11 protein-coding genes are annotated in these 13,061 nt (G+C 38.6%); 3 read left to right on the top strand and 8 right to left on the bottom strand.

Annotated features, from left to right (window positions below; translation table 11 throughout):
- Positions 1-226 precede the first annotated feature (226 nt).
- The 4 genes from MKY06_RS04505 to MKY06_RS04490 all read right to left on the bottom strand — a co-directional run bounded on the left by MKY06_RS04505 (position 227) and on the right by MKY06_RS04490 (position 5,237).
- Positions 227-1,417 (bottom strand): acyl-CoA dehydrogenase family protein, encoded by a 1,191-nt coding sequence (locus MKY06_RS04505; RefSeq protein ID WP_013055581.1) that lies wholly within the window; start codon positions 1,415-1,417, stop codon positions 227-229.
- 15 nt (positions 1,418-1,432) lie between these two features.
- Complete coding sequence (gene ssuD / locus MKY06_RS04500) at positions 1,433-2,566, bottom strand: FMNH2-dependent alkanesulfonate monooxygenase (protein ID WP_013055580.1); 1,134 nt, start codon at positions 2,564-2,566, stop codon at positions 1,433-1,435.
- Positions 2,567-2,673: 107 nt separating this feature from the next.
- Positions 2,674-3,855: an acyl-CoA dehydrogenase family protein gene (locus MKY06_RS04495; RefSeq protein ID WP_013055579.1), complete on the bottom strand. Its 1,182-nt coding sequence runs from the start codon at positions 3,853-3,855 to the stop codon at positions 2,674-2,676.
- Positions 3,852-5,237 (bottom strand): LLM class flavin-dependent oxidoreductase, encoded by a 1,386-nt coding sequence (locus tag MKY06_RS04490; protein ID WP_029324850.1) that lies wholly within the window; start codon positions 5,235-5,237, stop codon positions 3,852-3,854. Before MKY06_RS04490 ends, MKY06_RS04495 begins: the two co-directional genes overlap by 4 nt.
- Before the next feature lie 251 nt (positions 5,238-5,488).
- Here MKY06_RS04490 and MKY06_RS04485 point away from each other — a divergent pair, with 251 nt between their 5' ends.
- Genes MKY06_RS04485 through MKY06_RS04475 form a run of 3 tightly spaced genes read left to right on the top strand, consistent with a single transcriptional unit; the run spans position 5,489 to position 8,092 of the window.
- Complete coding sequence (locus MKY06_RS04485; protein ID WP_013055577.1) at positions 5,489-6,538, top strand: methionine ABC transporter ATP-binding protein; 1,050 nt, start codon at positions 5,489-5,491, stop codon at positions 6,536-6,538.
- A 21-nt stretch (positions 6,539-6,559) separates the two neighbouring features.
- Positions 6,560-7,210 (top strand): methionine ABC transporter permease, encoded by a 651-nt coding sequence (locus MKY06_RS04480; protein WP_340960275.1) that lies wholly within the window; start codon positions 6,560-6,562, stop codon positions 7,208-7,210.
- 33 nt (positions 7,211-7,243) lie between these two features.
- Positions 7,244-8,092 (top strand): MetQ/NlpA family ABC transporter substrate-binding protein, encoded by an 849-nt coding sequence (locus MKY06_RS04475; RefSeq protein ID WP_013055575.1) that lies wholly within the window; start codon positions 7,244-7,246, stop codon positions 8,090-8,092.
- A 44-nt stretch (positions 8,093-8,136) separates the two neighbouring features.
- On the opposite strand, the gene MKY06_RS04470 is transcribed toward MKY06_RS04475, so the two are convergent.
- From MKY06_RS04470 to MKY06_RS04455, 4 genes are all read right to left on the bottom strand, one after another.
- The gene (locus MKY06_RS04470; protein WP_029324848.1) at positions 8,137-8,793 is read right to left on the bottom strand and encodes an HAD family hydrolase; all 657 of its coding nucleotides are present in this window, start codon (positions 8,791-8,793) and stop codon (positions 8,137-8,139) included.
- 116 nt (positions 8,794-8,909) lie between these two features.
- Positions 8,910-10,289, bottom strand: a complete 1,380-nt coding sequence (locus tag MKY06_RS04465) for an APC family permease (protein WP_064471338.1) — start codon at positions 10,287-10,289, stop codon at positions 8,910-8,912.
- 299 nt (positions 10,290-10,588) lie between these two features.
- The gene (speB, locus tag MKY06_RS04460; RefSeq protein ID WP_029324846.1) at positions 10,589-11,545 is read right to left on the bottom strand and encodes an agmatinase; all 957 of its coding nucleotides are present in this window, start codon (positions 11,543-11,545) and stop codon (positions 10,589-10,591) included.
- Between the two features lie 122 nt (positions 11,546-11,667).
- Positions 11,668-13,044 (bottom strand): putrescine aminotransferase, encoded by a 1,377-nt coding sequence (locus MKY06_RS04455; RefSeq protein WP_013055571.1) that lies wholly within the window; start codon positions 13,042-13,044, stop codon positions 11,668-11,670.
- Positions 13,045-13,061: the final 17 nt, after the last annotated feature.

Genomic DNA, 13,061 nt, shown 5'->3' with positions numbered 1-13,061 from the left:
AAATTATATCTATTCTACAAAAAAAGAGATTGAGACATAGCTACATCATTCCAATCTAAAGACGAACAAATGGGATATATGAGCTGAACTGCTTGAGACACCGCTAGAAGCAACTCAATATACGAAACCTACGTTCACCCTACCCATGAAAAAAACCGAACGATTCATCGTTCGGATCTTCCTTCAACTAAACTATTTTTCTCCCAGCCTCTTTTTAGCAGACTTTCTATGAATATGGTGTAATAGGCGGCAGTTCACTGCTAAGACACCATTTACCTATGTCACGCAGCTTATAAGCAATAGGATCGTGTAAGCTAATTGTCCGGGCGTTGCGCCAGTATCGATCAAATTTATACTGATCAGACGTGGCTCTCGCTCCCATCCCATCAAATATAGTAGAGGTAATATGTAAGACCGTTTTGACAGTAAATGTTTTGGCCAACGCAATCGCAACTCCGGACTCGCCCCGCTGCTGTTTCGTTAGCGCATCTTCTTTTTTCCATGCATGATCAAATTCTGCAACAGCTTTTTCTATAAGTGCTGAACAAGCATGAAGATTTAAACTCATTTCACCGTATTGCTGAATAATGTAAGGATCTTGCTCCGCTGCTTCAACATCCGAACTTATCCACGGCTTTGTATGAGCCTTCACATAAGCTTTTGATTCCTCCAAAGCTCCTTGAGCAATACCGTACAATAAGTGAGTGAGCATAAGCTGAGCCAAATGCGTTCGTACCGTAGGAAAAACCTTTTGCTCTTCGGCTGCTTTATACAATATTTCTTCTTCATAAACGATAACATCTTCAAACTTTACACTTCCGCTATCCGTTTGGCGCTGTCCAAATCCGTCCCAATTATCTTCAGTAACGATTCCGGCTCTATGAGTAGGAAGTACACATAGCAATACCTCATCGCTTCCTTCTTCTTGAGCCGACACTAACAAACGGTCTGAATCCGTTGCCCCGGAACAAAAACTCTTGCTTCCGCTGAGCATTAATCGTCCATTTTCTCGAACTGCTTTTAGTCCTGAATCTCTAGGATTAAAGGCATTGCCCCAAAATAGCTGCTGAGAGGCTGTTTCTTTGTAAAAAGTTTTGTACTGCTTAGTACTTCCAAACAGAAACGTTGAACAAACCGTCAAATAATGATACCCCAACAAGTGTGCAAGTGAACTATCTGCTTTCGCAATGATATTCACGACTTTAAAAACAATCGGCCAGCCGGCTCCATAACCTCCGTATTCCTTAGGAATTGGGAGGGCTAAAAGACCGCTTTTTCTAAGCAGATTACGCTCATGTAGAGGCGTTCCACCTTCTCTATCTCTTTTTACAGCAGTTTTGGAAAACTCTTTAGCCAACTGGTTAGCCAATTCAAGGATCTTCTCTTGAGACGCTGCAATCGTTTGGGTGTTGTTCATGATTACCCTCCTTTCTCACCTTTTAGCGGGTGCTTTATCATTCACTTTCACTTCACCAAATGGACTGATAAATGTGCGCTCGTTCTCATCGTGCTTACACTTAACTGGAAGCCTTGGAAACAAAAGCTCTGCTGTTCGATATGCTTCTTCTAAATGAGGATATCCAGATAAAATAAATGTTTCGATACCTAACTCTGCATATTCTTTGATTCGTTGTGCCACCGTATCAGCATCTCCTACTAAAGCAGTCCCTGCTCCTCCTCGAACTAACCCTACACCAGCCCATAGGTTAGGACTTACCTCTAAGTTTGAACGGTCACCTTGATGCAAGGCGCTCATACGTTTTTGACCTTCTGAATCCATTCGAGAAAATACTTTTTGGGCTGATTTAACAGCTTCTTCATCTACATGTTGAATCAGTTCATCTGCAGCTTTCCAGGCTTCTTCTTCAGTTTCACGAACAATGACATGAAGCCTGATGCCAAATCGAATTTCTCTTCCTGTCTGCTTTGCTTTTTCTTTCATTCGTTCAATTTTTTCTTTGACTTGTGCAGGAGGCTCTCCCCAAGTCAAATAGACGTCTATATGCCTTGAAGCAACGTCCATCGCTACAGGAGAAGAACCTCCAAAATAAAGGGGAGGATACGGTTTTTGGATCGGCGGATAAAGCACGTCGCCACCTTTAACACTCAAGTAGTCTCCGTCGAAGTGAACATCGGATTCATTTAATACCCTTCTCCATATTGTCAAAAATTCATCTGTCAGCTCATAGCGATCGTGATGGTTTAAAAACACTCCGTCTCCTTCTAACTCAACGGGATCTCCTCCTGCTACGACATTAATAAGGAGCCTTCCTTTAGAAAAGCGGTCAAACGTTGCAGCCATTCTTGCGGCTTGTGTAGGCGACATTAAACCCGGGCGTACCGCTACTAAAAACTTCAGATTTTCAGTAACTGGCACTAAAGTAGAGGCAGCAATCCATGCATCTTCACATGATTTTCCCGTCGGAAGCAAAACTCCGCTATAGCCTAGCTCATCCGCAGCTTGTGCAACTTGTTTGCAATAAGAATAGCTTGCAGCCCTGGCTCCCTCATGGCTTCCTAAATAACGTCCATCTCCATACGTTGGAATAAACCAAAATAACTCCACTTGTATTCGCCCCTTTTTAAAGCTACATAAAAAAACTCCGTTATTACAAATAAACTGCAATAAGGAGCCTCAGTTGTCTGATAGCTTCATTTTTTACTATTTTTAAATCAAGCATATGGATTAGGTATAGGGTACTGCTGATTCAACACCCAGTTCCCAACCGTTCGAAGCTTGTATTCAGCTGGATTATGAAGAGTATGAGTTCTTACATTACGCCAGAATCGGTCGTATCCGTATTCAGCATGAACCGAACGCGCTCCCATAACTTCAAATATCTTACTTGTGATATCCAGTGCAGCATTACCAGCAAAAACATTGGCAGCCGCTACGTGAACTGCTAAGTTTCCACGTTCTTCTTCCGTTAATTTTTTGCCTTTTTCCCACGCTTCATCCAATATGAGAGCTGCTTCATCTGCAAGTGCACTGGCTGCTTTTGCTTGAATCCAGAGTTCACCGTATTTTCGCAGTATACCTGGATCATCAGAAGCTTTTTCTACTCCTGATGTTAACCAAGGCCTTGTTTTAGAAGCCGTGTAGTTTTGTGCTTCTTCAATTGCTCCAAAAGCGCTTCCTATAAAGACATTCGTTAAAATAATTTGCGACAGCGAGGCTCCAATAGTTGAAAAAGGAGTAGGATTTTCAACAAAATCTCGAATCACTTCATGTTCTTCTATTCGTACATTTTTAAAATCTACATTTCCACTTCCCGTCTGTCTTTGTCCCATCGCATTCCAATCATCTTTGACGGTAATGCCTGTTCTGTCAGTAGGCACGACGCCGTTTAAATATTGCCCTGTTTCTCTGTCATTAAATGATAGCCATAAGTACTGAGAATCAGGTGAACCAGAACCGAACGCTTTCGTTCCATTTAACAGATAACCTTGTAATTGCTTGTCACCTTTTAGGCTTTCTACTAAAGGATTAGAGGCATTTCCCCAAAAAGCTTGCTGCTGAACAGATAAAGGATAAAAATAGGCCTGCTGTTCTTCTGTGCCTTTGATTCGAATATCTGAGACAAACAAGGAGTGATAGCCGTATAGATGACCCAATGCTGCATCGCCTTTCGCCAACTCTCGAACAATAGCTAAAGCCGTTGACCATCTCCCGCCTTCTCCGCCATATTTTTGAGGAATTAATAAATTTAACAGCCCACTTTGGCGAATAGCATCTTTTTGCTGTTTAGGTGTTCCGCCTTCTTTATCTCTCTGTGCTGCATCCTTTGCAAAAAAAACGGACAGCTTTTTTGCTTGATCAAGATAAATTTCTTCCTTTACAGTTGTTGCAGTCATGTTAAACTCTCCTTTTGGCTCGTCTTTCGATACTGAGCGCCATAGTGTTCATCAGGCAAGAAATGTGATTTTTTAAATAGCTTTTCTCTATAAGTTCCTTCACTGTAATCTGTTTTGAATAAATCTCTTTCCTGCAAAACAGGAATCACTAAATCAATAAAGTCAGCAAACGTTCCCGGCGTGGTCACATAAGCCATATTAAATCCATCCATGCCTGTATCGTCTATCCACTCTTCCATAAAATCAGCTACTTGTTCCGGACTTCCCACAGTAACCGGTCCCATTCCTCCGATACTGACAAATTTCACTACTTCTTCTACCGTCCACTTTCTATCGGGATCACTTATTGTAAATTTCTCTAAAGCGGAACGAACTGAATTCGTCGCAATAAATTCAATAGGCTGTTCTGGTTCATAGGCAGAAACATCGATTCCCGTCCAGCCGCTAAACAGCGTAGCTGCTCCTTCGAAATTGACATAGCTCTCAAACTGAGCAAGCTTCTCCTCAGCCTCTTTTTCAGTTCGTCCAACAATTGGTGTAAATAAATTAAAAATTAATATGCTCTGTGGGTCTCTGCCTTCTGCAGCGATTTGAGCGCGCATTTTTTTCACATAATCTGCGGCTACTTTTTTAGTAGGAAAACTTGTAAAGATACACTCAGCATGTTTGGCGGCAAATGCTCTTCCTGGGGCAGAAGCCCCTGCTTGAAATAAAACTGGAGTTCGCTGCGGGGAAGGTTCTGATAAATGTACACCAGGAACACTAAACCACTTCCCTTTATGATTAATCGGATGAACCCGGTCTGGAAGTGTAAAGATCCCTTTTTCTTTATCTTTTACAACAGCTCCTTCCTCCCAACTTCCTTCCCATAATTTATAGCAAACTTCTAAAAATTCATCGGCAATATCATAGCGGGTTGCATGCGTAAAATGTTCTTCTAATCCTAGATTAATTGACCCGCTTTCAAGATATGAAGTCACAATATTCCATGCAATACGTCCATTTGTTAAATGGTCCAACGTCGAAAATTTTCGCGCAAACGCATAAGGCTTCTCATAAGTAGTAGACACCGTTACCCCAAACCCTAAATGCTTTGTGGCATAGGCCATAGCGGAAATAAGCGCAGTTGGTTCATTCACTGGAAGCTGAGCAGCTTGCTTAAGAGCTCCTTCGTTACTTTTCCTGTAAACGTCATAAACACCTAATACATCGGCTAAAAACAAACCGTCAAACTTTCCTTTTTCCAATAGCTTAGCTAACTTCACCCAGTAATCTAACGTTTTATATTCGGCCGCCTGATCACTTGGGTACGTCCACAAACCAGGTGTCTGATGTACAACACAATTCATATCAAACGCATTTAAATAAATATGTTTCCCCATAGAAACCTCCAAAACTAATTAAATACATAAATTAACTAAGAATTAAATCTGTTTGGAAGTAATCTTAAAACATATTCTTCCAGAGTGTCAATGAAACTTCTCTCTTTATAATGAAAAATAAATGAAGCCATTACTAATGCTGAATTAGGATTTCTTTAAAGGTTATTGACTTATGATTCTAATAACTGTAAATTAACTAACTATACCAATAAATTTAGTTGGTTTATACAATAATTAAAGGAGTTGATAACATGATTGAACTCAAAAATGTAAATAAGGATTTTTTTATAAAAAACAAACCTGTTCAAGCTTTAAACGAGATTAATTTAAAGGTGGATAAAGGAGAAATTTACGGGATTATTGGGTTAAGCGGAGCTGGTAAAAGTACCTTGTTAAGAACAATAAATTTACTAGAACGTCCGGATAATGGACATGTTTTTGTTAATAACCTTGACTTAACTACCTTAACTGAAAAGCAATTATTAAAGGCCAGAAAGAAAATAGGAATTATCTTTCAAAACTTCAACTTATTATCTTCACTTAATGTTTACGGGAATATCGCAGAACTGCTAAAAATTCATCACTACCCTAAAAAAGAAATCAACTCACGCGTAATGGAACTCCTCAAGCTTGTTGGCTTAGAAGATAAGGTTTACGCCTATCCGGCAAATCTTTCTGGGGGACAGAAACAACGTGTTGGTATTGCACGAGCGCTTGCTATTAATTCGGAGATACTTTTGTGTGATGAAGCAACTTCAGCATTAGATCCTCAAACAACAGAATCTATTCTACAACTTTTAGTAGATATCAATAAAAAGTTCAACTTAACCATAGTACTTATTACGCATGAAATGGAAGTAATAAAGAGAGTTTGCGATAAGGTTGCTGTTATGGATAAAGGAAAAATTGTAGAATCAGGAAACATCATTAACGTATTTAGTAATCCTCAACACTCTATTACGAAAAGTTTTGTAAAGACCATTTTTAATGAGGAACTTTCTTTTTCAACTGTTAATAAAAGCTTTAAAGATTCGCTAATAATAAAAATTATCATGAGAGAAGAACATAATACCGCTACATTGTTAGAAGAATTAAAACAACAGTTTAATGTATCTACGTTTATTTTATCTGGTACCATCACTGCCGTTAAAGGCAATCCATTAAGCATTTTACTTCTTCGAATCAACGGCCCACACCTAGATATAGCGAATGCTAAGAACTATATACAAAATCATGTTTTTTACACAGAAATAATTTCAAAACCTCAACTAAAAAACCAAGGAATGTCTATTACTTCATAATCATTTAAAGGAGAATATCTAATGCAAGAATTATACTCATTATTTTCTCAAGGTATCATTGATACCATTGTTATGGTTTTGATTTCACTCATTCTTTCTACTCTTATAGGAATACCCTTAGGAATTCTTCTGGTTATCACTAGACAAAACCACTTATTATCTAATACATATATCTTCACAATACTCAACACGATTATAAATATTTTAAGATCGGTACCTTTTATCGTTTTACTCGTAGCTATTATTCCATTTACCACTTTTATAGTTGGTACTCCTATTGGTATAAGAGGAGCTGTTGTACCGCTAATTGTATATACTGCCCCCTATATTGCACGTTTGATGGAAACTACTTTATTAGAGGTAGATTTGGGAGTCATCGAAGCTTATAGAGGAATGGGAGCTTCTAAAGTACAAATTGTTTTTCGAATCATGTTACGCGAATCTAGATCCGGTATTATCTTATGTCTTACTATTGCAACTATTGGTTTAATTGGGGCTTCTGCTATGGCAGGTGCGGTTGGAGCCGGGGGACTTGGTGATTTGGCGTTAAGATATGGATATCAACAGTGGGATTTAAAGATAATGTTTATTACTGTTATTATCTTAATCGCAATTGTTCAACTCGTTCAATCTAGCGGTAATTATTTATCTAAAAAATTGCAGCGAAAATAAAGCTAATTATTACCAATAAGGAGGAAAATCAAAGTGAATAACAAACTAGTAAGGTTATTAATTGTTATTTTAATCATTTTTGCAGTTGCAGGATGTAGCAAACCGGATTCTGTTGCGACTTCTGAGAAAACGCAAATCATTAATATTGGAGTTACATCTGGTCCTTTTGAAAAAATTGCAAATAAACTAAAAGAAGTAGCAAAAAATAGAGGTATTACTGTTAAAGTCACTACGTTTAATGATTATATTTTACCTAATCAAGCTCTAGTACAAGGTAAAATCGACGTAAATGTTTATCAAACAAGTCAATTTTTAGAACAATATAACAAGGATCACAAAACAAATATCACCGCAATCGCTAAAGCATATACTAGCTCTCAAGCTATTTATTCTGAGAAATACAATGATATTAAAGATATTCCAAAAAACGCCACAGTAGGCATCCCAAATGACCCAATTAATCTTTGGAGAGGCTTACTTATCTATCAAAGCGCCGGTCTTATTACATTAAAACCCGGTACAAACAGCAAAGCAACCATAAAAGACATTGAAGAAAATCCTAAAAACCTAAAGTTTAAAGAACTCGAAGCAGGAATGTTAGCACCTACTTTAAAAAACTTGGATGCTGCTATCATACCTAGCAACTATGCATTGCAAAATGGATATAATCCTAAAAAAGACGCATTGTTCCTAGAAGACAGTGATAAGTTTGCAACATTTGCGGCAGTCACTCCCAAAAACAAAGACAATAAACAGATTAAAAAACTAGTTGAATTATATGGCTCAAAAGAAATGAAAGCATATATTAAAAAGCATTACGACGGCGTCTATAACCCTGTAGATAATCCTTTTGATTTGACTGAAGAAGCAGTAAAACAATAAAAAAAGCGCCACATTTTCTTTTGAAAAATGTGGCGCTTTTAGCGTTAGTCTTCAATACAAAGATACTGAATTACTTCTTTTAAAGTTTTCTCTTTCATCGATTCAATGTGTAAGTGATATCTCTCGAATGACAGATGTTTAGTTAACGGATTTGGTACAATCACACAGCGTAAGCCTGCTGCCATAGCAGCTTTCGCACCATTAGAAGAATCTTCAAATGCTAAAGCTTCAGAGGGCTCTACTCCTAGCTTTTCAATTGCATTTCGGTAAAGAGCCGGATCTGGCTTCACTTTTTCTACATCATCGCGCGTTTGAATGACTTCAAAATAGTGCAGCAAATCTAGCTCTTTTAAAAATGCTGTTACCCAGTCTCGATATGAGCTGCTTGCTAAACCAATTTTTAATCCAAGTTCTTTTGCTTCTGCCAAGTACTCCGCTACACCTTCTCGGGCTACTAATGATTTCATTTTTTCTTGATGACGTCTTAACGATTCTTGAGCTAGTTCCTCTTTTGTGAACTCATTGTTAAACTGCTGAAGCAAGTAATCGTAAAGTGCTGTAGCATCCGTTCCTACATAAGAAGCAAACGTTGCAATCGGTAGATCTACTCCCCTGTCTTCTAACATTTCGCGGTATACCTCATACCACACTGATTCTGTATCAATAATTAATCCATCAAAATCAAACACAACTGCTTTAATCATAATTTACCTACCTTTTTCTATCTTATCGTTCTTACATAGTAACACGTTCAAAATACGTAATCCATAAATGTGGCTTCCTTAATAAGATAGGCTTAAACAGGTAGTTTCTATCCTTACTTTTCTCCGACTTTCATCAAAGGTGACATTTCTTCTGTTTCCTTAAACTCAATGGAAGACAGCTGCCTTCTAAAACCTTTCGTTGCATACGCTAAATAAACTAAACCAGCAATCGCCCAGCCAATACCAAGTAAAAATGAATTGCGCTCCAAGTTAAGCCATAAAACGCCAATCGCCGCTGCTCCTAATAGTGGCATAATAATGTATGACCAAAAACCCTTAGCCGACCGGTGCTGCTTTTGATGAACAGCATAGTGCGCAATAACCGAAATATTAACAAAAGAAAACGCAATGAGTGCTCCAAAATTAATAAATGACGTAGCCGTTGCCAGACTGAAGAAAATGGCAGTTGCTGATACAAATCCGACTAATACAATATTTCGAGAGGGAGTGCGCAGCTTAGGATGAACATAACCAAAAAATGACTGAGGTAAAATTCGATCGCGTCCCATTACGTATAATAAACGCGAAACGCTTGCATGCGATGACATGCCTGATGATAATGTTCCTGCAATTCCTCCAGCTAAAAAGACAATTTGAAACAGCGTACCGCTCACATACATAGCAATTTCAGGAGCCGCAGCGTCTGGATGCTTAAATCCTTCTAACGTTGGAAAAACCGCTTGAATAAAATAAGATGTCACGGTAAACATGACTCCTCCGATTAATGCAACTAAAAAAATAGCTTGCGGAATCGTTTTTTTAGGATTGGGCGTTTCTTCTGATAACATAGCCACTGCATCAAATCCTAAATAGGAAAAACACATAAGTGTGGCTCCCGCTATTAGCCCTGATGACGTCATGTTCTGATTAAAGAAAGGCTTCATAGAAAAAAGAGTACCTTCTCCCATTCCTCCTAGCAAGGCTTTGATTGAAACAGCAACAAACAATACTAAAATCGTCATTTGAAATATAACAAGAAACGTATTGAAATTGGCGGTGAAATTAACGCTTCGTAAATTTAGCAGCGTAACGATAATGACGAAGCTGACAACCCAAATCCACGATGGTACCGAAGGAAAAATAGATGATAAATAAATTTGAAAAATAAGTGCGTTAACCATCGGTAAAAAGAGATAATCCATTAGTGCAGACCAGCCAACTAAGAACCCTAAATGCGGATTGATTGTCTTTTGCGTATATGTATAAGCTGACCCTGCATTTGGAAACACTTGAATCATCTTTTTGTAGCTTACTGCCGTGAGAAGCATCCCGACAAGGGCTATTATATAAGACGTGGGAACGTGTCCATTCGTCATATCAGACGCAATCCCAAACGTATCAAACACTACCATCGGAGTCATATATCCGATCCCCATTAATACAATCTGCCATAATTTCAACGACCTTTTTAATGTTACTGTTTCATGTTTCATTTATCTTCCCCCTTCTATTTATTAAGAACATTCTGACAATTAAATCCATAAATGCCTGTATTTAATTTCTTTATATAAAAATGAATGACTTTCATTCATTTTTATATAAAGAGTAGTTACATTTACTATAACAAATATATGATTTATTTCTTTAAGTTAGTAAGGGTTGCTAACAAACTCTCTTTTTCTTTTATCATATTATGAAAGCGCTTTATTTTAAATAGCTATATGTTCCTAATCTCCTGCTATATCAACGCAGAAATACCCTCTGAATAAGAGGGATTTCTGCTTACAAGCCGTTATTCAATCATCGTATCTAATGACTCTCTTTTCGTTTTCACTGCAACTAAACTAGCAAAATCATGAATGATTGTAGCTGCAAGCAACGAGGTTATCTGAGTTGGATCATAAGAAGGCAGCACTTCCACCAGGTCAAATCCAACATAGTTAAATTCCGTCAGAGAACGGATCATTTTTAGCGTTTCTCTGCTGCTGAATCCGCCTACTTCAAGCGTTCCTGTTCCTGGTGCACAAGAAGGATCAACAAAATCAATATCAAACGTTAAAAAGCACGGCGTATCTCCAATCGCTGTCTTCATTTGCTCTAAAATCACTGAAAATCCTTGATGTTCAAGCTCCCCTGCCGTTACTACATGATAACCAAGGTCTTTGCTTTCTTGAACATCTCCCGGATGATTTAATGTTCCTCTGATACCAATTTGAAAGACCTTCTTTGGATCTACTAGCCCTTCTTCATATGCGCGTATAAAAGGAGATCCGTGCCAATATTTTTCATCGTAATACGTATCCCACGTGTCTGTATGAGAATCAAAATGAATCATAGCCACTGGACCATATCTTTTAGCAGCAGCACGAAGGCTTGCTAAGGTAATCGAATGATCTCCTCCAATTCCAATTGGAACAATTCCTCTATCCATAAGAGTGCCTACTGCTTCCTCCATTAATTCATAGCTTCTGTGAATATTATGCGGAATAACGGGCACATCACCAATATCGATAGCATTTGTATCATCGAATGGATATACGTCGTGTACCGGGTGATAAGGAAACAGCGTCATGGAAGCTTGCCGAATTGCCTGAGGTGCAAAGCGCGCACCTACTCTAAAAGATGCTGCCGTATCAAACGGCATCCCTACTAGCCCTACTTTTGCATTTTCTCTTTCCGCTGGCAGCCTCATAAATGAGCCCGTTGTACAAAATTCTGGTTTGACATCTGGGGACAATGGATATTTCATAATTTACTCCTCCGTTTCAATGATTTCAGTTAGTCGCTAGGCATTTCCACTACTAAAATCATTGAAAGCAATACGGGAATAAGAAACGTTTGCCGACTCATATTCATTGCTCCTTGTTACATTTATTGGTGGTTCAGCTCATTTAATACTTTTTCAAATGTAGAAATGACTTGATCTACTTCTTCCGCTGAAATAGTCAACGGCGGCTCAATACGAATTGTTTTAGAGTTTACAAGCGTCCCGGCTACTAGAATCCCTTCATCAAACATACCTTTAGAAAGCGCGTAGCCAATTTCATCTTGGTGAAACTCAATTCCAATCATTAAACCTTGCCCTCTGATTTCAAGTACTTTATCTCCATGTTTTTCAGCGGCTTTCTTTAAACCAGCAAGGAAATATTCTCCCAGCTCTTTTGCACGGTTTGGCAGCTGTTCTTCAATCAACACGTTAATGGTTGCAATAGCGGCTGCGCAGGCAAGCGGGTTGCCTCCAAACGTTGTTGTGTGCATAAAAGGATTATCAAAGAAGCTTGAAAACACTTTTTCTTTTGCTACGACTGCCCCAGCAGGCATAACTCCTCCTCCAAACGCTTTAGCAAGACATAAAATATCGGGTACAACATCATATAGTTCTGATGCAAACATTTCACCGGTACGTCCCATACCTGTTTGAACTTCATCAAAAATTAAGATAGCGTCGTACTCATCACATAGTGCACGCACTTCTTTTAAATAATTTTCAGGAGGAAGAATAATGCCACCTTCTCCTTGAATCGGTTCTAATAAAACAGCTGCCACATCTTCCCCTACAAGCGCGCACGTTTCAAATGTTTTACGCATCATGTCAATATCACCAAACGGCACGTGACGGAAACCTGGAATTAACGGCAGAAATGGTTTACGGAACATTCCTTTTGCCGTACCTGATAAAGAACCTAGACTTTTTCCGTGAAAAGAACGTGTTGTGGAAATAAACGTTGTTCGATCACTATACATTTTCGCTAATTTTAAAGCGGCTTCTACACTTTCTGTTCCGCTGTTTGTGAAAAAGGAATACTTCAAATCACCCGGTGTAATATCCGCTAAAATTTTCGCCAGCATCGCACGAAGTGGATCTAATAAGTCTTGGCTATGGAGCGCTTGACGCTGAAGCTGATCTTGAACAGCTTTGACTACTTTAGGATGGCGGTGCCCCACGTTATAAATTCCAAATCCGCCCAAACAATCAATGTATTTTTTACCGTTTACATCCGTAAAACAAGAGCCTTCATCTGACCATTCAACAGCTGCAAACTGCGTATCCACCGTTACTGTTTTGCGATATTCTAAAAAGCCTGGGTTGACATGCTCACGAAATCCGTCTACTGTTTCTTTCGTAATCCACTGTGCTTCTTCAGCTGACACTTGGCTTTTTTCAATAAGCCCCAATACTTTGTTGATATATTCGTTTACTTCACCATATGCTTTGTTTACCTCTTGATTTTTCGTCACTGTATTCATTTTTATATCGCTCCTTC

The organism is Priestia sp. FSL P4-0332, assembly GCF_038005845.1.
Taxonomy (GTDB): Bacteria; Bacillota; Bacilli; order Bacillales; family Bacillaceae_H; genus Priestia.
Note: the sequence above shows the minus strand (reverse complement) of the source record. Positions and strands in the feature narration are given on the sequence as shown.

Bases quoted from the DNA above. Each gene is read 5' to 3' on its own strand.
- MKY06_RS04505 (WP_013055581.1), bottom strand. From the start codon at position 1,417: ATGAACAACACCCAAACGATTGCAGCGTCTCAAGAGAAGATCCTTGAA.
- MKY06_RS04495 (WP_013055579.1), bottom strand. From the start codon at position 3,855: ATGACTGCAACAACTGTAAAGGAAGAAATTTATCTTGATCAAGCAAAA.
- MKY06_RS04490 (WP_029324850.1), bottom strand. From the start codon at position 5,237: ATGGGGAAACATATTTATTTAAATGCGTTTGATATGAATTGTGTTGTA.
- MKY06_RS04485 (WP_013055577.1), top strand. From the start codon at position 5,489: ATGATTGAACTCAAAAATGTAAATAAGGATTTTTTTATAAAAAACAAA.
- MKY06_RS04480 (WP_340960275.1), top strand. From the start codon at position 6,560: ATGCAAGAATTATACTCATTATTTTCTCAAGGTATCATTGATACCATT.
- MKY06_RS04465 (WP_064471338.1), bottom strand. From the start codon at position 10,289: ATGAAACATGAAACAGTAACATTAAAAAGGTCGTTGAAATTATGGCAG.
- speB (WP_029324846.1), bottom strand. From the start codon at position 11,545: ATGAAATATCCATTGTCCCCAGATGTCAAACCAGAATTTTGTACAACG.
- MKY06_RS04455 (WP_013055571.1), bottom strand. From the start codon at position 13,044: ATGAATACAGTGACGAAAAATCAAGAGGTAAACAAAGCATATGGTGAA.